Origin of the sequence: Siphonobacter sp. BAB-5385 (genome assembly GCF_002261125.1) — a bacterium.
Taxonomy (GTDB): Bacteria; Bacteroidota; Bacteroidia; order Cytophagales; family Spirosomataceae; genus Siphonobacter.
Genome location: NZ_NMPS01000031.1, coordinates 53,206 through 76,972, shown reverse-complemented (window position 1 = coordinate 76,972; position 23,767 = coordinate 53,206). Strand labels below are relative to the sequence as shown.

20 protein-coding genes are annotated in these 23,767 nt (G+C 49.8%); 8 read left to right on the top strand and 12 right to left on the bottom strand.

The annotated features are described in order from the left end of the window. Positions 1 to 131: 131 nt before the first annotated feature. Together BWI93_RS02255 and BWI93_RS02250 are read left to right on the top strand one after the other, a co-directional pair. Positions 132 to 362 (top strand): hypothetical protein, encoded by a 231-nt coding sequence (locus tag BWI93_RS02255; protein WP_094808542.1) that lies wholly within the window; start codon positions 132 to 134, stop codon positions 360 to 362. A 344-nt stretch (positions 363 to 706) separates the two neighbouring features. Continuing rightward, a complete protein-coding gene (locus tag BWI93_RS02250) occupies positions 707 to 1,321 on the top strand; it encodes an outer membrane beta-barrel protein (RefSeq protein ID WP_094808541.1) in 615 nt (204 codons plus the stop codon). Between the two features lie 76 nt (positions 1,322 to 1,397). Here the strand turns inward: BWI93_RS02250 and BWI93_RS02245 are convergent, their stop codons facing one another. Continuing rightward, complete coding sequence (locus tag BWI93_RS02245) at positions 1,398 to 1,838, bottom strand: DUF2141 domain-containing protein (protein ID WP_141217323.1); 441 nt, start codon at positions 1,836 to 1,838, stop codon at positions 1,398 to 1,400. Positions 1,839 to 2,034: 196 nt separating this feature from the next. Continuing rightward, positions 2,035 to 2,871, bottom strand: a complete 837-nt coding sequence (locus BWI93_RS02240; protein ID WP_094808539.1) for an AraC family transcriptional regulator — start codon at positions 2,869 to 2,871, stop codon at positions 2,035 to 2,037. A gap of 110 nt (positions 2,872 to 2,981) precedes the next feature. Here BWI93_RS02240 and BWI93_RS02235 point away from each other — a divergent pair, with 110 nt between their 5' ends. Both BWI93_RS02235 and BWI93_RS02230 read left to right on the top strand, forming a co-directional pair. After that, positions 2,982 to 3,851, top strand: coding sequence for a DUF1080 domain-containing protein (locus tag BWI93_RS02235; RefSeq protein ID WP_094808538.1), 870 nt, complete (start codon positions 2,982 to 2,984; stop codon positions 3,849 to 3,851). A gap of 252 nt (positions 3,852 to 4,103) precedes the next feature. After that, entirely contained in the window at positions 4,104 to 4,811 is a 708-nt protein-coding gene (locus tag BWI93_RS02230; protein WP_094808537.1) for an AAA family ATPase, read from the top strand. Positions 4,812 to 4,947: 136 nt separating this feature from the next. Here the strand turns inward: BWI93_RS02230 and BWI93_RS02225 are convergent, their stop codons facing one another. From BWI93_RS02225 to BWI93_RS02210, 4 genes are all read right to left on the bottom strand, one after another. Next, entirely contained in the window at positions 4,948 to 5,514 is a 567-nt protein-coding gene (locus BWI93_RS02225) for a sugar O-acetyltransferase (RefSeq protein ID WP_094808536.1), read from the bottom strand. A gap of 33 nt (positions 5,515 to 5,547) precedes the next feature. Further along, a complete protein-coding gene (locus BWI93_RS02220) occupies positions 5,548 to 6,090 on the bottom strand; it encodes a DUF1349 domain-containing protein (RefSeq protein WP_094808629.1) in 543 nt (180 codons plus the stop codon). A gap of 236 nt (positions 6,091 to 6,326) precedes the next feature. Further along, positions 6,327 to 6,914, bottom strand: coding sequence for a Crp/Fnr family transcriptional regulator (locus BWI93_RS02215; RefSeq protein ID WP_094808535.1), 588 nt, complete (start codon positions 6,912 to 6,914; stop codon positions 6,327 to 6,329). Between the two features lie 207 nt (positions 6,915 to 7,121). Beyond that, positions 7,122 to 7,334 carry a hypothetical protein gene (locus BWI93_RS02210; RefSeq protein WP_094808534.1) on the bottom strand — a complete coding sequence of 71 codons (213 nt, stop codon included), beginning with the start codon at positions 7,332 to 7,334 and terminating at the stop codon, positions 7,122 to 7,124. Between the two features lie 287 nt (positions 7,335 to 7,621). On the opposite strand from BWI93_RS02210, the gene BWI93_RS02205 reads away from it, so the two are divergent. The 3 genes from BWI93_RS02205 (at position 7,622) to BWI93_RS02195 (ending at position 9,958) form a co-directional block, all read left to right on the top strand. Then, positions 7,622 to 8,065 carry a MarR family winged helix-turn-helix transcriptional regulator gene (locus BWI93_RS02205; RefSeq protein ID WP_094808533.1) on the top strand — a complete coding sequence of 148 codons (444 nt, stop codon included), beginning with the start codon at positions 7,622 to 7,624 and terminating at the stop codon, positions 8,063 to 8,065. A 13-nt stretch (positions 8,066 to 8,078) separates the two neighbouring features. Further along, entirely contained in the window at positions 8,079 to 9,212 is a 1,134-nt protein-coding gene (locus tag BWI93_RS02200; RefSeq protein ID WP_094808532.1) for an epoxide hydrolase family protein, read from the top strand. 101 nt (positions 9,213 to 9,313) lie between these two features. Then, positions 9,314 to 9,958, top strand: coding sequence for an antibiotic biosynthesis monooxygenase (locus BWI93_RS02195; RefSeq protein WP_094808531.1), 645 nt, complete (start codon positions 9,314 to 9,316; stop codon positions 9,956 to 9,958). Here the strand turns inward: BWI93_RS02195 and BWI93_RS02190 are convergent. From BWI93_RS02190 to BWI93_RS02170, 6 genes are all read right to left on the bottom strand, one after another. After that, complete coding sequence (locus tag BWI93_RS02190; protein WP_094808530.1) at positions 9,867 to 11,009, bottom strand: glycoside hydrolase family 88 protein; 1,143 nt, start codon at positions 11,007 to 11,009, stop codon at positions 9,867 to 9,869. The genes BWI93_RS02195 and BWI93_RS02190 overlap by 92 nt on opposite strands. A 45-nt stretch (positions 11,010 to 11,054) precedes the next feature. Next, the gene (locus tag BWI93_RS02185; RefSeq protein ID WP_094808529.1) at positions 11,055 to 12,038 is read right to left on the bottom strand and encodes a glycoside hydrolase family 43 protein; all 984 of its coding nucleotides are present in this window, start codon (positions 12,036 to 12,038) and stop codon (positions 11,055 to 11,057) included. A 74-nt stretch (positions 12,039 to 12,112) separates the two neighbouring features. Next, positions 12,113 to 13,045: a RagB/SusD family nutrient uptake outer membrane protein gene (locus BWI93_RS28445; protein ID WP_255157684.1), complete on the bottom strand. Its 933-nt coding sequence runs from the start codon at positions 13,043 to 13,045 to the stop codon at positions 12,113 to 12,115. Next, positions 12,976 to 13,746 carry a RagB/SusD family nutrient uptake outer membrane protein gene (locus BWI93_RS28440; RefSeq protein ID WP_255157683.1) on the bottom strand — a complete coding sequence of 257 codons (771 nt, stop codon included), beginning with the start codon at positions 13,744 to 13,746 and terminating at the stop codon, positions 12,976 to 12,978. Before BWI93_RS28440 ends, BWI93_RS28445 begins: the two co-directional genes overlap by 70 nt. Positions 13,747 to 13,770: 24 nt before the next feature. Further along, positions 13,771 to 16,782: a TonB-dependent receptor gene (locus tag BWI93_RS02175; protein WP_094808528.1), complete on the bottom strand. Its 3,012-nt coding sequence runs from the start codon at positions 16,780 to 16,782 to the stop codon at positions 13,771 to 13,773. 276 nt (positions 16,783 to 17,058) lie between these two features. Next, positions 17,059 to 18,960: a family 43 glycosylhydrolase gene (locus BWI93_RS02170; protein WP_094808527.1), complete on the bottom strand. Its 1,902-nt coding sequence runs from the start codon at positions 18,958 to 18,960 to the stop codon at positions 17,059 to 17,061. Positions 18,961 to 19,146: 186 nt separating this feature from the next. Between BWI93_RS02170 and BWI93_RS02165 the strand changes: the two genes are divergently transcribed. Further along, complete coding sequence (locus BWI93_RS02165; protein ID WP_094808526.1) at positions 19,147 to 23,340, top strand: two-component regulator propeller domain-containing protein; 4,194 nt, start codon at positions 19,147 to 19,149, stop codon at positions 23,338 to 23,340. Positions 23,341 to 23,767: the final 427 nt, after the last annotated feature.

Below are 23,767 nucleotides of genomic sequence, written 5' to 3'. Positions count from 1 at the left end.
ACCAAATGGACCGTTATTTTTGCAGCATAGCTCTGTACAAAGTCGTATCCAACGGAACTGCGGTACTCGAATGATCGGGTTTGAAAGATCTAGGGTTTACTACATGTGAGAAGCAGCGTAATCTTAAGGCGATGTATTTGTATATCTTTTCAACAACTATTCAAACCGAGGCCGATCAGCAGAACTTGCATCGGTTTCTCAAAAACAGTACGCTCATTTGCCGCTGGACGCTGGATCAGAACGATCCTGAATGCGTATTAAGGCTTTTTACCCGGCAGGAACAGACGCTGGAAGTATTACAAATCCTGGGAAAAACGCCCTTTATGTACAACTATTTAGATAGCGTTTATATTCATTCCTAAATTCCCCGTACTTTTTTGTAGCACTCATCCTAATCCAACCTACTTCTACAACAATTAGTAGATATATCTCCTAATGACGTAGCCATCCAACTGCCCCTTTTCGTACGACCATGAAAACAGATCAAAAAAAAAGGCAATCTCCATTGTATCGAAAAGTACGATCCCATGAGCATCGCCTGAAGATCAAACCCATTACGATTGCAAGTCTTTGGAAGAGCGATCCCTGGGCTGATTTTTTCTACCATCTTGCTTTCGAGAAGCCTGACCGAAAATGAGGCTAACGTTCTTTTTCAGTATAATCCACCTGCCATCCCAGTGATTTATTCAATCTACCCGTCAAATCCATGAAAACCCAATCACTATTTTACGGCCTGTTCCTCAGCTTATTTCTTCTAAGTCTGAGTCAAAGATCCCATGCTCAGGTAGCCTTTTCCATTCACGGTACTGGCGTCACTTCTACGCTCGATGATGCCAAGGTAAAACCCGGCGTAGGGATAGCGGCCAAAATGTATTTTAGTCCCAGAGTGGCCCTGGGCGTCTCGGCGAAATACCTGGGGCTGGCTTACGACGAACACCAGTCGCTGGGTGTGAACCTCAGAAACAAGGGATCCATTGTTCCCTTAACTGGTATGTTTGAATATTACCTGACGGATGGGTTCATTCGCCCCTACCTGGGCGTGGAAGCCGGAGCCTATCTAAGAACGGTAAAAGTTGATTTTCAGGGAGAACAGGTGGCTAAGCAGAAAGATACGCGTTTTGGAGCAGCCCCGAAGGCAGGCGTTGCTTTGTCTTTTGGAGGAATCGGCGTATTTGCCGAAGGAAGTTATCATCTCTTGTTCGGTAATAAAAATGGCCGTACAACCATTGGTTCAACCACTAATATCAACTGGCAGAACCCTAACCGACTCTGGGCGGTGAATGTGGGCCTGACTTTTGGTTTCCCAAGAACGAATGAATAAGTGTTTTCCTAATCAAAGCGGGTAGTTGGTATAAACCGGCTACCCGCTTTTTTGTATCCCCTACTCTACTGAGTGTTCAGAAGTTTCGCATTTTACAGTTCAGATTCATCGAGGCACCTTTTACCTCAAATTTGAAGTCATCGAACGTAGGCTTGCTCATACCGGAGAGATAAAAATTAGAGAAGGCTACCCCCTCTTTGGGTATACCGAGCATATTTTTATCCATTTTCCCGTTTTTATTGGCATCATCAACCAAGGCTAATCCATAAGTACCCGGTGGCAAGTCCAGGGATACTTTGAGCGTGCCGTTCGTCAGCGAGGACTTGGGGAAGCGGTGCCGCGAAACCGGTTTTTCATCTTTAAAACCCTGCTGGTCCTTAAATACTGCCAATAGAATCTGTCCATCGGTCGATTTAAGATTCGTAATCGTAAGCTGTACGGTTTGAGCCTCAGTGGTGAGGAAACTGGTGGAGCCTACTAACAACAACGTTTTCAGCCAGAGATGTAAATGTTTCATAGGAACGATGAAGCAGGAATCAGGTACGAATTGGAATTGGCAATAAATAAACTCAAACAACTGTTTCAGAACTTTACTATAAAAAGTAATCCAAGCTGGTACTTGGGTAGATATATCCCTGAGTTTGGATCATGAGGTCCCTTTTACTAGTGCAGATTTTCAAAAAGAACATGCGTGCACGGTAATCATTCTCTGGTCAGTCCCGCTTCCGAAACAGCGTTGGCGTTGTTCCGGTGTATTTTCTAAACTGTTTACAAAAATGGCTTTCATCAGTATAGCCAAACTCATCCGCAATTTCTTTCAGACTAAGCTGACTGTACAGCAGGCGGGCCTCGATGAGCTTGATCTTGTGCTTGACAATGTATTGTTTGAGTGATTCTCCCGTTTGTTTCTTAAATAAAAGACTGATGTACGCGGGAGCATAATGAAACGTCCGGGCGAGATGCTCGATACTCAGGTTTTCGGGCTGATAGATATGTTGTTTAATGTAGCCGAGAATGGCCTCCACCGAATCTTTCAGTACTGGTTTGGCGGGGGTCTCCCTGAATAAGTTACGAGCCAGAATCATCAGCATACTTCGCATTAAACTATCCCGAATGATCTCAAAATAAGGCAATTGATCGTTCGCCGATTCGGCTTCCAATACCGCCAGTAACTGGTGTAACTTCTGTTTCTCCTGCTTATCCACGACCAGCGACCCCCGACTTTGCGAGGAGGTCGTCAGTAACGTTCGAATCACGGGTTGCCACGGACGATCTTTGTCGGAAGGATGTTCTTTGTGAATCGATTCATTGAAACGGACAAAACTGAATTCGGTCAACGCCTCGATTTCAAACGAATGGAAATCCTCCGGCCCCAACAGGAAAACGTCGCCGTCCTGATAGGGAAAGGTGTTGCCATTGATGTGATGAATGCCCTTTCCTTTCAATACGAAAATGATTTCAAAGTACGTGTGCTTATGGACGGAGTGCATCCAGGTGTGAGCTTCGAAGTGATAGATACTAAAGGGCGTGTGTAAAATGTAGCGTTTCATAAAGCCAGAGCCTGCCGGTAAATCTACCGATAGATAATGGATTTTTACAATTACGGGCTAAAAGCAGACCTGTACTTTTGTTTCTGTAACGGACTAAACATCCTATCCTTATGAAACAGATCTTCCTACAGATAACGTGCTTTACACTCCTGATTCTATTTTCATCCCTGAAAATGGCAGACGAATGGACTCCACTTTTAGATAAAAATCTATCCCAATGGCAAAGCTATCTGAGCTACGCACATAAGCCTGGTTATAATGGAAAAGTACCGAAAGATGCGGCTGGTAATCCGATCGCTCCGGTTGGGTATGACAAGGATTCATTGAAGGTATTTTCGGTGATTAATGAAAAGGGCGGTCCGGTATTAAGGGTTAGTGGAGAGCTGTATGGCTGCCTGATTTCGCGGCAGTCCTACGAAAACTATCACTTGAAACTTCAGGTGAAATGGGGCCAGAAGAAGTACGTGCCGCGTATGAATTTGCTCAAAGATTCCGGTATCCTTTACCATTCCATTGGAGAAGCGGGGGCTGATTATTGGCGAACCTGGATGCTCTCCCAGGAATTTCAGATTATGGAAGGACACATGGGCGATTTCTGGTGTCAGGCCAACTCCGCCATTGATATCCGTTCGTATCCATCGGAAGGGAGTATGAGCCGGATTGCCGACGAAAAACAACCCTTTGGCACGCTAAAACAAGGGGGCGATGGCTTTTGCATGCGTTCGGGTAATTACGAAAGTCCCAACAATGAATGGACGACGCTTGAATTAATTTGTTTCGAAGGTAAAAGCCTTCATATCGTAAATGGCCACGTGGTGATGATCCTTCAAAATTCCCGTTACATAACGCCTGAAGGAAAGGAAGTTCCGATGACGAAGGGTAAACTGCAGCTACAGAGTGAGGCCGCTGAGGTTTTCTTCCGGGATATTCGCATCAAACCGCTTACTAAAATGCCACCGGCTTACGAGCGTTTGTTCTAAAGACCTTTGCTTTCAGAGAGCCCCCGTTCTCCAGGTTGTGCATACGGTGCAGCCTGGAGATTTTTTTCGGACGACAAACCTGCAAACGGTTACACGCTGCCCCTGTATGACTTGGTTTTCCTTCAACCTGCTACTTATAACGTTAAACTATTCAAACCTTAAACCTTTTCAAACGTATTCTCCTCAATAAGGAAGTACCTTCGCGAAACAGAAACAAGGGTAAGCTAAGGCCCCGAACACAAGCGTTACGGCATGAATGCATGGGATGTACTGATTCACGACAAAGAAAAAATTGATTGGCAGGATATTCGACTGGATGAAACGAACCGCAAGTACCTTCAGCAAGTCATTAAAGAATACAAGTATGTGGAGGAACTCCGCAAGTACAACCTTCCGGTGACCAACAAGCTGATGCTGGCGGGCAGCACCGGGTGTGGAAAAACCAGCACGGCCAAAGCCATGGCTTCCGCCCTGCATAAACCCCTGTATATTCTGGATTTGAGTACGGTTGTCTCCGCCAAAATTGGTGAGACGGCGGGGCATGTCAAGGCGGCCTTTGACCGGGCCTTACGGGATAAGGCTATTCTGTTCCTCGACGAATTTGATCACCTGGGCAAAATCCGGGATGATAAGGATGTCGGGGAGATGAGACGGCTGGTTAACTCGCTCATTCAATTGATCGACTACCTGCCCGACACAGCCTTGCTCGTGGCCGCTACCAATCACCTGGAAGTAATCGATCCGGCCCTCAGAAGACGTTTTCAGCTGACCTTACGCTACCAGATGCCGGGACCGGAGGAACTGGATGCGTATTACGAACGCTTACTCGAAGCTTTTCCTGAAACGTTGCATCACGTGGATCGTAAGTACGGGGTGTCTTACGCCGAAGCGAAAGATCATTTGCTCACGGGACTTAAATCGCTCATTATTCAATCGCTGGAATCGCAAGAGGTTCAATAAACTGGATGCCTTTTTAGTCGAACGCCACCGAATAGGGGCTAGACCAGATCCAAGAAGTCAGAACCTGAACAGGCTTATTTTTTAATTAAAAAAGCAGTGGAATGATCCACTGCTTTTCAATATTTCTAACGTTTTTTTAAACCGGTGCATCCAGAGGTCGGATGACCCGACAGGGATTCCCGGCGGCAAACACGTCGGAAGGAATGTCACGCGTAACTACGCTACCCGCTCCAATAACCGAACGATCGCCAATGTGCACACCGGGGCAAATGACCACGCTACCACCCACCCAGACATCTTCTCCAATGGAAATGGGCTTGCCACTTTCCAGTCCTTCCGCCCGTACCCGAGCGTCCATGGGATGCGTGGCCGCGTAAATCTGTACGTTAGGGCCAAATAGGGTACGGGCTCCGATGCGAACCGGGGTTACATCCAGTACGGTGCAATCGAAGTTAAAAAATACGTTTTCACCGATCTCAATGTTCGTTCCGTAATCGCAGTAGAATGGCGGCTGAATATTGAGTCCGGGGCCCGCCTGGGGCAACAATTCCTGCATAATTTGGGCTCGCGATTCGGGTTCATCTTCCCGTGATTCATTGAGGGCTTTCAGTAACAGCCGGGCTCGCGTTCGTTCCGCCGTTAATTCGGGGTCCAGAGCGTTGTACAGCTCTCCCGCCAGCATTTTTTCTTTTTCTGTTTTCATGACTTTTTGTACTTAGCACGCTCGCTGTTACCCCTATTTCTGAACGGGTTTAACCACGAAATTTTCAAAGACGACTGGAAAGCTCTCTTTACCCGGGGCCGCTGCTACCATACCAATCTGAGCTTTAACACCGGGAGGAAAATACGCCAATCGGAGCATTTCAAACTTCTGATTATCAAAGGAGTATTCGATTTGAACGTAATCCCCTTTGCGGAGTAATTTTAACCAAAGGGAGGCTGGGCTGTCGTGCCGCGGTACCACTGACCAGTCTGAAAACTCACGGGTTACCACTGCACTGACATTCTGTACCCCATCGACGTACTCAATGCCCGTTTTGATCCAGTTTTTTGCGTCGATACGCACCATCAGTCCGGCCTGGTGAAAAAGCTCCCGGTACTGCCCGGTGACTTTCACGCTGGCCTCAAAATCGCCCGTTAGTTCCTGATAATAAAAAGGTCCGGAATCGCGGATGAAATCATAATGGGTGATCCGCCAGAAATCGGTGTTTGGTTCCACCGTCAGGGATAATTTCTGAGCATCACCGCTCCACTGTTTGGGGGGATTAAGCCATTGCATAGAAGATTTCGTTTGGGCAGAAACCAGCAGTGAGGAAAATAAAAAAAGGCTACTAACCAGCAGTTGCTTCATGGGAAATATAAAGAAGGTACATAAAACACCTTTTCGGGGTGTAACCGCAAAACTAGAAGCTGGCCATGATTAAACTTTTTTACAAATGTTAAAAAAAGCGGGTTGGGTTGAAGACCCACTGTACGAAGAAATTTTTCTAGGTTGGGTCGAAACCGTTCCTTCCGTCACCCTCTGGGAGAAGAAGTTAATCCCACTGGCTTCATACGAATTCGGCTCAAGCTAACCTGCGAGATGCCCAGGTACGATGCGATATAGCCTAACTGTACCCGTTGAAGCAGTCCGGGGTAATTATTGAGAAAATCCTCGTACCGCTCCCGGGCAGTTTTGAATTGACGAGCCGTAAAACGTTCCTCCGCCAGTCGTAATTCGGATTCCGCAAATTTTCTGCCCCAGTTGGCCAGGTGAATATCCTGACGGTACAAGTCCTGCAATGTTTCAATAGAAATGGCGTATACCTCCGTACTTTCCAAGGCTTCGAGAAATTCAAAAGCTGCTTTACGAATGGTAAAGCTGTTCATCGACATGGCAATATCTCCCTCCTGTCCGAACCAGAACGTAACTTCCCGTTCCTGATGCAGCACATACGCCCGTACTACGCCTTTTTTTATAAAATACACCTGATCGGCTAGTCGATCGGCACTCATCAGCAAATGCCCTTTCGGTACAGTGATTAGTTTTAGCTCCTGAATAAGTTTTTGCTGGAAAGGCTGCGGCATGGGATCAATCCGATCCAGTATTTCTTCAATCTCCACGGTACGCGTTTTAGTAAAATACGAAGGTAGCGAAGGTTTGCCTAGTGGCTTCGCTTTTTCAATACTACAAACCTCAATCTACCAGAATCACTTTTGATTCCTTAGCAATACACAAGTTCATAAAACAAAAAAAGTGGTAGCGTCTTCCGATGCTACCACTTTTTCTTACCTGCAAGGGCGTTACTCGTGCAGGCAATGACTGCTTCCTTACGCTCTACGTCTGGACATTGCAAATACGGCAATGCCTCCCACGACCAAAACTGCTCCGATGTAAGGAGGCCAGTTGACCGTTTCTTTTTTATCAGCCGATACTTCCAGCGGACCAATATCCAGTACTTTTTCTTTTTTGGTGAAGGAGAACCCGGTCCATACTAACATGATGGCACCAACAACGATTAAAAGGAGTCCAGCGGTTTTCATAGATATGCAAAGGTTGTTTTCGTTTGATTACTAAAAACAAGTGCCAATACCGCTGCAACGGTCTAAGTAAGGAGAAGAAAGGCAGGCACACGTATCTGAATTTATCAAAAGCCAGGCAAAAAATCCTCACCGATCTTAATGAAGGCATTGCATCCAATGGCGGTACATCTTTTATTTCTTATGCTGCGTAAATCAGACTTATCGATTCTCCAGCATAAAATAATATATGTGGCTCTATGCTATTCATTTATCAAAGTTAATTTTGCAAAGTTTACTTTGATAAATAAATGAATTCAGACGAAAATTTAGCCCATGACCTTCGAAAGCTGGTCGTTAGCCTGTATCGGCAGTTGCAAAAACAGATTAGTAACGAAGAACAACTATCAGTCGCTGCCCAAAATGTGCTGTATCAGTTGACCTTACAAGCGGAACTACTGCCTTCTGAACTCTGTACGCGACTCAATATCTCTTCGCAGTACATTTCTCAAGTGTTTCATCAATTGGAAACCCTGCACTACATTTCCCGCAAACCATCACCTACGGACGGTCGGAAGACCCTGATATCGCTGACGGAAACGGGTCGAAAAAAAGTTCTGGATTCGCGACGGGAACGGGAAACCTGGCTAGCAAATCAGATGAACGAACGCTTTTCGGCGGCGGATAAAGAAGTAGTACGCCAAGCCATCGATGTTTTAGCGACCTTAATGGATACGCCCCCGTCTTACCTGTAATCAACGCAACCGTATGCACCTTCAACCCTACCGTATTGAAATTCCCGAGGAAGACCTTCAGGACTTGAAACGACGTCTGGTCCATACCCGCCTACCCACTCCCCTGCAGAATGCCAGTTGGACGGAAGGTACTGATCCTACTTACTTACGAAATCTGCTGAACTATTGGGCAGACGGTTACGACTGGCGGCAACGCGAACAGTGGTTTAATTCCTTTCCTCATTATCGGGCTGAAGTGGATGGGGTCACTCTTCATTTCATTCATGCTAAAGCTGCCTCTCCCAATGCCGTACCGCTCCTCCTGATGCAGGGCTGGCCGAGTAGCTTTGTGCAGGTACTCGACTTTATTCCCTTGCTCACGCATCCCGCCCGAGCAGATGCCTTGCATTTTGATGTTATTGCCGTGAGTTTGCCCGGTTATGCCTTTTCGGAACTACCTACGGAACACGGAATGAATTTTGCCCGCGTGGCCGATCTGGTCGTGAAGCTGATGGTTGAGGTACTGGGCTATGAACGTTTTGCCGCCCGAGGCTCCGACCAGGGTGCGTTGGTACAGCAACAGATTGGACTCAAATACCCCGAACGTCTGATTGGGTTGCATCGCAGCGGGATTACGCCCTTTCTGAATCCATTACCAGGTGATCTGACGGAAGAAGAAAAAACGTATCAGCAGCAGGTGGCTATCTGGGCTCAAAGGGAAACGGCGTATGCTCGCCTGCAGGCCCAACGCCCGGAAACGCTGTTGCCCGCCTTAACTGATTCTCCAGCGGGACTAGCCAGCTGGATCCTTGAAAAGTTTCAGCGGTGGGGTGATACGGAAGATCTGGATCAACACTTTGGCCGGGATAAGCTGTTGGACACCATTACCCTGCACTGGTTTGCTCAGGGCGGAGCGGGCTCCATTCGACTCTACCACGAAGCCGCCCGCGATCCGGGCCTGTCGGGACGGGTGCAGGTACCTACCGCCATTGCCATGCCGCTTCGGGATGGCATCACCGTACCCGCACCGCGTCGCTGGGCGGAACGTTTCTATGATGTTCAACAGTGGACGGTGATGGAAAGGGGTGGTCATTTTCCCGAATGGGAAATTCCCGAAGCCCTGGCAGAAGACATACGAAGCTTTTTCAGCCATTTGTTGAGTCAATAAACGAAGGAAACTGCTGCCGGAAAAGATAGGCTTTGCCCGTATTTTTGTGTACAACGTTTATCTTAACGTTCGCTAAAGCCCTCAATTCCTACCGAAACCCGATGCCTATCCACGTTGCCATTACCCGTAAAGTACGTCCGGGAAAAGAAGCCGAATTTCGCGAATCGTTACGCCGTTTTTTAGGTGAATCTTTTTCACACGGGGGCGTTCACGGAGCCGCCATGCTTACCTCCTTACCCGACACTGGTGAAATCGGCATTTTGCGAACCTTCGCCGATGAAGCAGAACGCGATGCCTTTTACAGCTCCCAACGGTTTAAAGACTGGGAAGCCTATGCCTCTACGTTAACCGAAGATCCCGTGTACCGACAACTCAACGGCCTGGAGGCGTGGTTTCGGTCACCGGGTGCCCCACCCCGCTGGAAAATGGCCCTGGCTACCCTGTGTGGGGTGTTTCCCACGAGTCTGTTTCTAGCCTTCACCGTCGGTCCTTTTGTTAAAGATTTCCCTATCGTACTTCGATTATTGATCACGGCGGCCTGTATGGTCGGTTTACTTACGTGGGTAGTGATGCCTTTCGTCACTAAAGTGCTAAAAAATGGCTTCACCCGCGTCGGTAAAGCCATTGGAAACTATTTATCGGTACTACTCAAAATCAGTGAGCGATGGCGTCTGGTTTTTTCGAGAGTAAACGATGGAGTTCGCAACCCGCGAGCAGGAAAGCTCCTACGCCAAAATTGGCCGTAGAATTGGCATCTACCACCTGTCCCGGTATAGCTTTTTCGCCAATGGGCTGTACATAACCCACTTTCCCATCGGTTTGCAGGGCTACGTTCGACAGATACTGCCAGCCTTTGAGGGCCGCAGGCAGATAGGTTTTCTTCGGTAAATAGCCGTGGTTGATTCCCCAGCACAAGCCGTAGGTGAAGAAGGCCGTACCACTGGTTTCGGGACCGGGAGCGTGAGCCGGATCGAGCATACTTCGCGTCCAGTATCCTTCGGGTTGCTGGGTTTTCAGAATAGCCTGGGCCATTTCCTGAAAACGGGTCAGGTACGCCTGGCGATGGGGATCATCCTTAGGTAAATCCTGTAATACTTTAGCCAGTCCGGCAAAAACCCAGCCATCTCCCCGAGCCCAGAAATCTTTTTTACCGTTCGTACTCCGGTGTTTGGGGTACACGTATTTGGCGTCGCGGTAATAGAGTTTTTCCGCGGGATCATACATGATGCCGTTAGCGTAGGTGAAGTATTCGTATAGCTTGGAGAGGTACTGCGGATTGCCCGTTACCTGATACAGCTTGGTCATCACCGGCATCACCATATACAACCCATCGGCCCACCACCAGTAATCCGACTGGGGTGTGTTCATTTCGTACGTCATCACTTCCTTGGCCCGGGCAATTTTATGCGGCTCCGGCTTCAGTCGGTATAGATCAATGTAGGTCTGGAAGCAGATTTGCCAGTCGCCAAACAGTACGTAGTCATCCGTTTCTCCGTACGAATATTTCCATTGGGTCGAATCGGCCGATTTAGCTCCCTTCCATTCATTGTGCTCAGCCCAGTCTTCCGAATACTGACGGTACACTTCCTTACCCGTGCGGAAATACGCTTCCATGTTTCCGGTATGATAAGCCGCGTTGTCCCAGAAGGCCCGGCCGTGTTTGGGATGCGTGGACTGCCAGTATTGATTCGCTTTTTCGATGGATGCGAGTACCTGGTCTGCCGTGGGGCGTTGCTGGGACCAGCCCGTACAGGCCAACCCAATCAAACCCAGACTTAATAGAATAGATTTAAACATGTGCTTTCTCTGACTCAATAGGCCTTTAGTTTCTGAAAACGTTGATTAGTTCGGAAAGGTCGAACGCAGATTCCAGCGATCCGTCCAGGTAATGACCGGCTGACCTTTTTCAAACTGAATGGGAAGCCACAGGTAGCGGCTGTCTTTAAGATCCTTGGGATTCCAGCGATCGGCCATAAAAATAAAAGCGTCCTTTTTACCCGGCACGGGCAGGATGTACGTGGATTGTCCATCAAAGGTTAGTTTGGCCTTTGGTCCACGCATCGGGTCACCCAACAGTTGCCAGGGGCCCATCAGCGACGAGGCGACGTGTACACTGGCCGCGTTGGGTTTCCAGCCCGTACAGCCGCTAGTGATGAGGTAGTACTTGCCTTCTTTTTTAAACAGGGCCGGTGCCTCCCGGTGTTTGCTGAAAAGCAGGGTATCCTGGGTCGTCACGGAAAGGAAATCGTCCGTGAGTTTGGCCATTCGCAGGTCATAATTATCCCGGGCAGCGTATACGTGATAGGCAGATCCGTCGTCATCCACAAACAAGGTCATATCCCGCGACATGTGCCCATTGGGCCGAAAACTCTTCACGTAGCGATACGGACCCGTGACTTTGTCGCTAACCGCCACGCCAGCCCGGGCGGCGTCATAGCCTTTGCCCGGCAGCTCCAGGTGAAACCACATGACGTACTGTTTCGTCTTCGGGTTATAAATCACCTTGGGTCGCTCCATGAGTCCACCCACGGCGATTTCGCTGGCGGGGTCGGACGATTTAGGCAGGGCCACGCCCTGATTTTTCCAGTGATACAGGTCTTTAGACGTGTATACGCTGACGCCTTCGGAAGCTTTGGTGCCGCGAATTTCACCAAACCAGTAGTAGGTGCCACGATCGTAAAGCAAGCCGCCCCCGTGGGCGTTAATCAGCTCGCCGCTTTCGTCATACCAGCGTTCACCCGGCGTGAATGCGTCTTTTTTCTGCTGGCTAAAGCCGGAGGCAGCCAGACCGGTTAGTAAACTGAAGGTCAGCAGTAGCTTTTTCATGGATTTAGAGCGTATCGTTAAAAAAGCGTCCGGACTGGGAAAACCCCATCCGGACGCTAACGTACTGGTATTCCTTAATACCCTGGATTTTGCTTTAACTCAGCATCTTTATTCAACTGAATTTCCGTTAAAGGAATCGGCATCAGCAAATGCGTATTGGTCAGACCACGCGTGGGGTTGAAGCCATTGTTACTGTTCAGACGAGTAGCCCGCTCTACCAGCGTTTTCGTACGCATGAGCGTCATCCGGCGGTTTTCTTCGCCCACCAGTTCCCGAACGCGTTCATCCAGCACAAAATTAAGCGTCATGTCCGAAGCAGAAACTCTACCCACCGTAGGATAGCCTGGGAAGGCCCGCTCCCGAAGTGTGTTGATGCTGGCCGCCGCCGCGTCGAGCTTACCCTGTTTCACCTGAGCTTCGGCTAAAAGCAGGTAGGTTTCACCGAGACGCATCAGCACCATGTCTTTAATCATCGCGTAGCCAAACGTATCGTTGGGATCAAACTGGTACCATTTGGTCGTATGCGGGGCCAGGTTAAATACCGTATCTGCTCCGGCATAAGGGACGGGTTTTCCAAAAGTCGCCGGCCTGCTGGCATCGTTATAGATGTACCGACGGCGGATGTTGTACTGCGAGTTACGCATATCGCCCGGTTTGTAGAGTTCGTAAAGAACCCAGTTGCTCAGTCGCAAACGCCCCAGGGCCCGGCCTCCCGTAGAATCGGAAAGAGACATACCCGGTACGTTGTGGTAAGCCGCTCCCCATACCCGGCGATGCTGCGGGTTATCGGTGATACCGCCAACTACCGTGCTGGGATTTTCCTGCTCCAGTACCCAGATGGCTTCGGTGTTACCCTGCACGCGTCGCTGGTTTCCGTAGATGAACATGTCATGGTAGTAGTCACCTGGCTGCGTAGACTGAATGCCGTACCGACTCTTCACCAGCTTGAACCGGCCACTGTTGAGGATGCCCTGTAACTGAGCTTCCGCCAGATCGGGTTTGTCCATTCGCAGGTAGCTTCTGCCAGCAGTTGCATGGCCATGAACTTATTCGCCCGACCGTACAGCTTCCCTTTGGTGTTGCTACCCACGCTTTCAATGTCGGGTAAGTTATTGACCGCAAAAGTCAAATCCTCCACGATAAGCTTGTTTACTTCATCGAGCGAAGCCCGCACGAAATCCGTTTTAGGGCCCGTCAACGCCGTCGTAATCACGGGAACGCCGCCAAAACAGGTAGCCAGATTATTGTAGGCATATGCTCTGAAAAACTTGGCTTCGGCACTGATTCGATTCTTGCCTCCCTGACTGATTCCCGTTAAGCTCGGATTATCGACGGAATTGATGATTGTATTGGTGAGATTCACCATGATGTAATTCCGGTTCCAGAAATAACTTGCTGCTCCATCCGTAGGCGTCAGCAGGGTATAGTTGTAATACGGAATTTCAATGCCCTGCTGATTCGGTGTTGCATTGGCAACGTCTGTTCCTACCTGCCATACGCTAAGCCAGCCTTGCTGACCAGACCAGGAGTAATACGTACTGGTATGGTTGTACAGTCCGACCAGTGAGGAATTAAGCCCCAGCGAATCGTTTAAGGTAACGGGCGTGTAAGCGGAATAGGGTTTTTCGTCGAGAAAGCTTTTTTGGCAGGACGAAGTTGCCAGAGCTACTGCCGCCAGAGCCGCCAGCTTTAGATATATTTTTTTCATTGTGTGCAAGAGTAAAATCGCGTATTAACGAAGCGAAACATTTAAGCCCAGTACCAGTGAACGGGTCAGGGGATAGTTGTTAGTCCAATCGCCTGAACCACGACTGCTTTGTACGGCCTCGGGATCCCAGCCAATCCAGTTGGTGAAGGTGTACAGGTTCCGGCCACTGGCGTATACGGTCAGGCTACCCAGGCCCAGTTTATTCGCCAGATTCTGGTTCAGATTGTAGCTCAGCGTTACGTCTTTAATCCGGGTATAACTGGCGTCCGAAGCATATCCATAGCCCCGCGTGTTGCGGTAAGCGAGCGAAGGCCGGGTATTGCTTTTGTTTTCAGCCGTCCAGTAACCTACTTCAATGGGTGTATTCCGCTTGCCCGTTTCGTCGGCGTAGGTCAAATCCGCGTTGTTACGGGTTATTCCCTGTACGGTTTGAATGAATACACTCAGGTGCAGATTCTTATAATGGAAGGTGTTGGTTAAACCGCCCGTCCATTTAGGAGCCGTTTGTCCGAGGATAATCCGGTCGCCATCGGGTGTAATTTTTCCATCCCCGTTGATGTCGGCAAATTTCAAATCTCCCGCAACGGCTCCGGGATCCTGATCGGCCGCACTTTCGCCCTGTTGCCAAACCCCGATCATTTTGTAATCGTAAATCACACTGATGGGCTTACCAATAAACCAGCGATTGCCTAAATCATCTTTCTTATCGCCGTACAGATCCACAATGCGGTTACGGTTAGAAGCAAAGACGAGGGTGGTCTCCCACTTGAAATCCGAAGCCGTGAGGTTACGCGTGTTCAGCGTTACTTCAACCCCGGTGTTCGAGGTTTCGCCCAGGTTGTCGAACACGCTGGAGTAACCCGTCATGATGGGAAGGCTACGCAACAACAGGAGGCCTTTCGTGCGGTTTTTATACAACTCCACACTACCGTTGATACGGTCGTTGAAGAGTCCAAAATCCACACCTAAGTTCTGGCTTACCGTCGTTTCCCATTGCAGATTGTTGTTACCCAGGTTGCCCGGGAAGGTTCCGATGGTACTAATGCCGTTGAAAGGCGAGCGGCCCGTGTTGGATGTCGTAATCGTCCGGTATACGCTGATGGCTTCGTTACCCGTTTTTCCGTACGAGAACCGCAGTTTCAGGTTGTTGACAATGCTCTGATTTTTCATGAAAGCTTCGTTGCTGATATTCCAGCCCAAAGCCGCCGAGGGGAACAGACCATATTTCGTCGTGTTGCCTCCAAAAACCGATGATCCGTCATTACGGGCCGTAACGGTCAGCAAATAGCGACTGTCATACGAATAGTTCACCCGACCCATTTGAGAATTCAGGGCATAGCGGTCAGCGTACGAACTACTCGACTGCGTAGCTCCGGCTCCCAGGTTATTGAACGAAAGCTGGTCATTCACAAAACCCGTAGAGGAACCCGACGTAGTACCGTACTTACGTTGCTGGGCACTGTACAGACCCGTAAAATCGAAGTGGTGCTTGCCAAAATCCTTGGTATAGGAGATGATGTTTTCCAGCGTGAAACTGTTGGTTTCCGAGAAGAACGTATTTGCCGTTCCCAACAGGTCATTCGCTGCCCGTCCGGTATAGCTGCCCGTACGTGAAGGAATGTAGGAGTAACCGATGTTCATGCGGTACTTCAAACCGTCCAGTTTACCAGGCAACTTTACTTCCACGTAACCGTTACCGTTCAGGTTCGTACTCCGATCCAGTCGATCCGTAGTTAAACCCAGTAGGGGGTTCGAAAACAATTGCTCGGGGAACATAGGGAAAATCTTATAGGTCCCGTTTGCATTGTACATCTGGCCGTAAGGGCTCATGGCTGAGGCATTCAGCAGGTTGGCCCGGCCACCATCGCGGTTATTATTGGCAATAAAGAGCGACGTTCCAACCGTTAGAAAATCCGTCAGCGTCACATCGAGGTTCGAGCGGAAACTGGCCCGCTTATAGTTGTAGCCCTTTACCAGACCTTTCTGATCAAGAAATTCGCCGGAAACGAAGTACCGAACGTTGGGAGAACCGCCGGAAATACTCAGGTTATGATCCTGCAGAACGCCCGTCTGGGTCGATTCCTTGATCCAGTCAGTCGTGATCCCGGCGTTGTAATTGGGAAGCTCGTCATAGTTCGGAACGGGGAAAGGTGCTTTCTGACCCGTTTGTGCAATAAAATCGGCGTATTTCTGAACGTACTCCGCTCCGTTTCTGGGGCGAAGAACGTGCGAAAACTCTTCAATCCCTACGTAGTTATTGTAGCGAATGGTAGGCTTGCCAGTACTTCCGCGTTTGGTCGTAATCAGGATTACCCCGTTGGCTCCGTTCGTACCGTAAATGGCTACAGCAGAGGCATCCTTCAGAATTTCCATCGACTCGATGTCATTCGGGTTGATGTCGTTGAGCGAACCGCCGGTCTTACTCAGCGGAATACCATCCACCACCACGAACGGTCCCGAATTGGCATTGATCGAGTTCTGGCCCCGAATGGTCGTAGAAGGTGTAGCACCGGGTACGGAAGAAGGCTGTGAGATATTTACCCCCGCCACGGATCCCTGTACGGCCTGCAATACGTTGGTCACGGGCAATTGCGACAGACGTGCTTTCGGCACGGAGGCCACTGAGCCCGTAATGTCCGAACGTTTTTGGGTACCATAGCCCACAACGACCACCTCGCTCAAGGCCCGGCTATCGTCTTTCATCTGGACATTAACGGTGGTCTGTGAGCCTACTGCTATTTCCTGCGTGGCATACCCTACGTAAGAGAAAACCAGGGTAGGGTTGGACGTACCCTCGGGAATCTGGAGTCTGAAATTCCCGTCGGTGTCAGTATTGGTTCCCAGCGTTGTTCCTTTTAAGGAAACGCTGGTACCGGGAATTCCCTGTCCGTTGCCGTCGGTTACTTTCCCGGTGATGATAATGGCTTGACGGGAAGTCTTCGCTGAGGCGTGTAAAGGACTTCCAGTCCAGGGCTGGGCGAATCCACCTCGCAGGGGTAACATCGCTCCACAAATAAGTAGCCATTTAAATTTCATAGAAGTAAAAAAAGGTGTCTAACTATTGGTAGAATTAATATTCAATCGATAGCGGTCGGTTAAACTATTTACTTGAATAGTCCAAAAGTAGAGCTCCTCAGGCAAAACAAACGGGGACGATTTCGTCAAAAAGCGGGGGTAAATTTGACTTTGCCCTATTCAGTATCAGTGAGTTACCCGAACGTTCTTCCAAAGGCGATTGGAAGTACTACTCAGGCCATAAAAAAACAGCTGATGCTCAGAGCACCAGCTGTTTTGAGGTATGAATAGCCAGGTTTACTTCTTCAGCGACACGGGAGCAATCCCTTCCAGCGTGGGCTTCGTCGGAGCAATGCTGCCGTCCGCATTGAAGGTCAGCCGATCGATACAGGTTTCGCGATTATACCCCGCCGCATCGCCCAGCGTAATGCCATCGGGGTAGCGGAAGCGGTGATAGACGATGTACCATTCATCCTTGCCCGGCACCTGAATGACGGAGTTGTGCCCCGTACCGTAAATCCCCCGACTCTTGTCTTTTTCGATGACAAGGTTATTGGCTGGAATGGTCAGAGGACCCAGCGGAGACTTCGCCGTAGCGTAGCGTACCCGGTAATTTTCGCTGCGGGTGTCGTCTTCCGACCAGAAGAAGTAATACGTTCCTTTCCGATAAATGACGTAGGTACCTTCGCGGAAGGTCCGATCCGGCGTTAGAATTTTCTGCGTTTCGGGTTTGAGTGAACGCATATCTTCGCTCAGCTCCGCCGCGGCCAGATAGCCATTCCCCCAGTACAGGTAGCTTTTGTTCGTTTGCGGATCGGTAAACACATCCGGATCAATTTCCTGACCGTTTTTAATGCCTTCCGGGTGTTTATCAATGAAGGGTTTACCAATGTCGGTAAACGGTCCCGTCGGTTCATCGGCGATCGCCAGTCCAATTTTTTGGGCTCCCGAGTAGTAATAAAAGTACTGATACTTGCCGCCGATTTTCTTCTCCACGATGCACGGTGCCCAGGCATTGCGGTTGGCCCAGGTGGTTTGCTTGGGCAAATCCAGAATAACGCCTTCGTCGTGCCAGTCTACCAGATTCGTGGACGAAAAGGTTTTGAAGTACGTACCTCCCCAATTATCAAAACCATCACTGGTGGGATAGAGATAAAACTTACCCGTTTTCTCCGCATACAGCACTTCCGGATCCGCAAAATGGCCACCCAGTACGGGATTATTCGCCAGCGGCCATTGCTTCGTCAGAGCCTGATACTCGGCCTGCGTAATCGGCAGAATGGTACCGTGCCGGGGGAGGAAATTCATAGAAATTTCGTGGTCTACTTTCGTAAAGTGCTCCAGGTCTTTGCTGGTCGTAAATTCGTAGCGGCCTTTGGTGTAGACATCGTACATAAGAATGTACTGGTCGGAATGGTTGAGTTTAAAAATTCCGGAGCCTTCCACCGGATCCTTGGTCTGTTGCAGGTAGGCGTCGTGCTGGGTGTAAGGACCCGTCAATTGTTTGGCGGTAGACTGCTTGATGCCATTACCGTTGCCTTCCGTTTTATAGAATAGGTGGTATACCCCATCTTTCCGGATAATATCCGCATCGATACAGGAACCGCCCTGAGGGTTGGTGAAGAGCAACTGGGGCGTACTTTCCAAGGCCGTGAAATCCGCGTTGGCGTAGGCATAGTAGATTTTATCAGCATCTTGCCCGAATCGCATGGACCAGTAAATCATATACTTTTTCGCGACGGGATCGTAGATGGTTTGCGGAGCCCATACCCGGTTTACTTCCTTGAAGGCCGGATACGTTTGCGTAATGTCAATTTTACTGGATTGCCAGTGCAGTAGATCCTTCGAACGCAGCAGCACCATGCCGTGATTAGGACCCCAGCTATTTTTGACGGTATGCATGTCCGTGGCTACCATGTAAAACGACTTGCCGTCTTCACTACGCAGAATATGCGGATCGCGAACGCCGCCCGTGGCACTTATCTCGGCCGAGGGAATAACCGGCTGATTGAAGTTGAGTGCCTTGTAGTTGTAACCATCTTTACTGACGGCAAAACGTATGGCTTCCTGATTAGCTCCTTTACCCGTAAAATAAACAAAAAGGTACGCCGAATAGGGTTCTTTCCGAAGGGGTTTAGCCCATCCGGAGGAAACAAAACCCACGAAAAGCCATAGACAAAAAAGAATACGATAGGACATAAAGGTTTTGAAAAGGAATTGAAAAAATACTTGCGAATAAGAGAAAAATAAGTAAACTTATGATCTTTTTAAGTTGATTTTCGAGTGGATTATTTCTCTTACACCACGCGTACAACAAAGTTAGAACCTGCGTAATGGCCGGGGAGGCTTTTTTTCGTCAAAACAGAGGGGCATATTAGCCAATCTATGAAGTTCTTTTTCTTAAGCTGTCTTTTCTGGATGAGTTGCTGCCTGATACCGGCGATGGCTCAATCCGCACCTTTTCGGTTCGAACATATTACGGTCAACGAAGGCCTCTCCCACAGCGATGCCATGTGCGTCGCTCAGGATCGGCTGGGTTTTACCTGGGTTGGAACCAATAAGGGGCTGGATCGGTACGACGGGCATACCCTGAAGACGTACGACTTGCCCCTGAATGACCGCCTGGGGACGACGGCCAACCGCGTCCGAACGCTGCATGTGGACCCCAGCGGACGCTTGTGGGTGGGTGTGGAACGAGCCGGATTATATCTGTACGACGCTTCAAAAGACCGCTTTTCCAGTATTCAGGAATGTGCAGGAGCCGCTGCTTTTCAGGCTCTGGCTCAACAATTATCCGAAGTAAACATCAATGCCATTACCTCCGACGCCCCGCATCGCCTCTGGATTGCCACCCACCAGGCCGGATTGTTTGTCGTAGAGCTGGCTCCTTCGGGAAGCATTCAAAAGATTGCCCAGATTCCGATCTTCGGTCAGCCCAGCATTTCCCGACTTGCGGTAGATCGTACCGGACAGGTCTGGGTGGGAACGCTTAATCATGGGCTATGGGTCATCAAGCCCCATTCCCGCACGGCTTTACAGGTACAGGCTCTGGGACAGACACCGATTCGGGCTCTTCACCGGGATTACCGGGGTGATTTGTGGATTGGTACGGGAAATCAGGTATTCTGGGCTCCAAACGCTACACTCGCTCAGGCGGGACAGTTACAGCCCCAAGCCCTACCCTTGCAGTTTGCAACGATTGAAAGCCTGTTTCTCGATTCATTTCAACGACTATGGATTGGTACCAGCTATGGCCTGATGCTCATGCGGCCTGCCCAGCGTAACGGACTGCCGCTGGATGTGACCGACGTACAAACCTTCCTGCCCCAGGATACGGATTTACGCAGCATCAATTCCGTACGGGTGCACGATATTCTGGAAGATCGGTTTAATAACCTCTGGCTGGCAACTTCGGCCGGGGGCCTCAACTTGCTGAAACTCCGCTCGAAACCATTCGGGCTCATCCGGCGGCAGATGCTGGGCTCCACGACTCCGGCTCACAACTACATCAATACCATTTTTAAAGACGAAAAAGCCCAGCAGATCTGGATGGGTACCCGTAACGGATTTGCCAGCTACGACCTCCGCCAAAAAACCTTCAAAAATTACCTCAGCAGTACGGTATTTGGCCGGGATAATGGCATGGACGTATCGGCTATCTATCAGGATACCCAGGGTACTTTATGGATCGGTACGCGTTACAAAGGCCTCTTGCGGATGGCTCCCGGCGGAAGCTCACCACCCCGCCTGCAAGCTCCCGTCCCGAACGGACCGGACTGGCGAAACATCTGCATCGAACACATCACGCAGGACCGCCACGGTATGCTGTGGGTTGCCACCAGCAGTGCCGGTATTCTTGCGTACGATGAGCAGGGAAAATACCGGGGTACCTACTCGCCCGATCAGCGTAATTTGCCCACGCGACAGATTACCTCGCTTCTGTACGACGCCAGTCAGGATTGTTTATGGGCCAGTACACGGGATCAGGGCGTACTTAAGCTCCAGATCCGGCAGGGTAAATTGTCTTTGCTGAAAGCCTTTACGCACCAACCGGGTAATCCGAATAGTCTGCAAACGAATTACGCCTGGCCACTGGCCAAAGATTCCGCCGGAAACCTCTGGATCGGTACCATCGGGGGTGGTCTGCACCGACTCACACCCGGTACGGAACGCATCGAACGCTACCGCCGCTGGGTACCCGAAAACGATATTGAAAGTTTACAGTTTGACGAATCGGGAAATCTCTGGATTGGCGGAACGGGTCTGTATCAGTTCACCCCCCGTACTCGTCAGCTCTGGCATTATGATGTAACGGACGGCCTCCAGAGTAATTCCTTTAAAGTCGGAGCCTCCTACCGCTCCAGCGACGGGACGCTTTACTTCGGCGGTATCAACGGTATTACGTCTTTCAAACCCGCCGCAATCCGTCCGAACCCGTATCCGCCGCTGGTACAGATCACCGAATTTCGCGTACACAATCAACCCGTAGCTACGGGTGATACGTTAAATGGTCGGGTACTGCTGGAAAAGCCGTTTTCGGCAAATCCGGATGTTCGGCTGGAGGCCTCTGAAAACGATTTTTCGCTGGCTTTTGTCGCCCTGAACTATGCCAACCCGAAGAAGCAACGGTACGCGTATCGTCTGGCAGGATACAATACGAATTGGGTGGAATTGCCCAGCGGACAACGGATGGCCAGTTTTTCAAACCTGGCTGCCGGTACATATACGTTTCTGGTGAAAGCAACCAACGGCGACGGCATCTGGTCGAGCCAGTCCGCTCAGATGCAGGTAACGATTTTACCGCCCTGGTGGAAAAGCTGGTGGGCCTACGTGCTTTATGGCTGTATCCTGACGGGGGCTCTGCTGTTGTACCGCCGCATCGCTACGGCCCAGCAGGCTCTGAAAAATACGCTGGCTTTTGAAAAATTCCAGCATGAAAAAGAAAAGGAACTGACCGATTTGAAGCTGAGCTTTTTCACGAATGTCTCCCACGAACTCCGAACGCCCCTTACGCTAATTCTGGGACCGATGGAAGAACTGGTATCTTCCAAATACCAGCAAAGTGGCTTGCGGGAAAAAGTATTACTCATGCACAGCCAGACGCGTAAGCTACTTGATCTGGTGAATCAGTTACTCGATTTTCGCAAGGTGGAGTCGGGTCACTTGTCCCTGAAGGCCAGTCGGGAAAACATTAGCAGTTTTGTGGAGGAGCTGTATCTCATTTATCAGCTCAAAGCCGAAGAAATGCAACTGGATTACCGGCTGGAAAAACCGGCAGAGCCCATCTACCTGTATTTTGACCGGAACAAACTGGAAATCATTCTGACTAATCTCTTGTCAAATGCCTTCAAGTACACCCGCCCGCAGGACCGGATTCGCTTGTCCCTACAGGTCGTGGGAGATGCCGGGCAGTCGGCGGAGTACCAGAATGGCCGGCTTCTACAGCATTACCTGGAAATTCAGGTACGGGATTGGGGTGTAGGGATGCCCACCGAAGAACTCGAGCACATTTTCGATCCCTATTTCCAGGCTTCTCATACCCAAACGCTGAAGATTGTAGGTTCGGGCATTGGCCTTTCGTTGGTGAAACAGTGGGTGGAACGGCACCGGGGCGAAGTTTCGGTGACCAGTGCACCGGATCAGGGGACTACCTTTACGGTCCGCCTGCCTTTCGGAAATCGCCATTTGCAAGCCTCCGAAATTCACGTTCCCGAAACCTCCGTTCCCGCTACGCTGGAGCTACCCGAGGCCGATGCGGAACTCCTGGCGGCCACCAGTCAGTTACCGGTTTCGCTTCGCGTATTGGTGGTAGAAGACAACGAAGAAGTGCGGAAGTATCTGCACCAGCTATTGGTCGGTGAATTTGAAGTACTAACGGCCGTTGATGGGCTGGATGGCTGGAATCAGGCCCTGGCGAGTCTGCCCGATCTGATCATTAGTGACATCATGATGCCCCGAAGCGACGGTCTGGAACTCTGCCGAAAAATCAAGCAGCATCCCAAAACCAATCATATTCCCGTGTTACTGCTCACGGCCCGGGCCGCGGCGGTGTACGAACTGGAAGGTCTGGAACACGGAGCCGATGATTATATCGCCAAGCCCTTCCATCCTAAAATCCTGTACGCCAAGATCACGAGTATATTACTAAACCGGGTCAAACTACGGGAGTACTACCAGCGAAAAATCTTGCTGGAGCCCTCCGAAGTCGTCATCCCGGATGCCGATAAGTTCTTTCTGGAAAAGGCCATGCAGATTGTCGAAAGCCAGTTACAGGAACCTGAATTCAACGTTCAGATCCTGGTTCAGGAAATGGGCATGAGTCAGTCGGTATTCTATCGGCGGCTGAAAAGTATTACCGGGCAAACCGTTGTTGAATTCATTCGCGATGTACGCATGAAGCGGGCCGCCCAGCTTCTGGCCAGTACCCCGATGCGGGTATCGGATATTGCGTATCAGGTGGGGATTGAAGACGTGAAGTATTTCCGGAAAATGTTCCAGAAGCTGTACAACGTACCGCCCTCGGAATACGCCCGACAATTCCGAACGACGACTACGCCGCTGGAAGAAGACTACAGTTAAAACGTGTAAATCACAAACAGGGTTAATCCAATAATCACTACCATTAACGCATAGATGAGCCATGCAGGATAGTGACTTTTTCTGGGGTTGGAAGGCGATGCGTTCATAGCGTGTTTTCGGTAGGCAATACTAAGCCATCCGCTCGCCCGAACGGGGGTACAAATTCGGTAGTTAAGGGGGAAGAATTGGGCGACACTTCGATTCAGTCGTGTATTTCGCCTGATCGCGAGCCGATGGTCCTTGTTTGCCAGTTATCCAACAGAAACTATAAGGCATTCCTTACGTTCCCCAAGCAATAATAAAGGCTCTCTCCAATAATCGGAGAAAGCCTTTACCAGGATACATAGAGGTGGGTGGATATAAAATGCTACATGGACTCTTAGAAATCTTCCTTATACAGGAACTCCGTCAGTCATTTTGATAATCC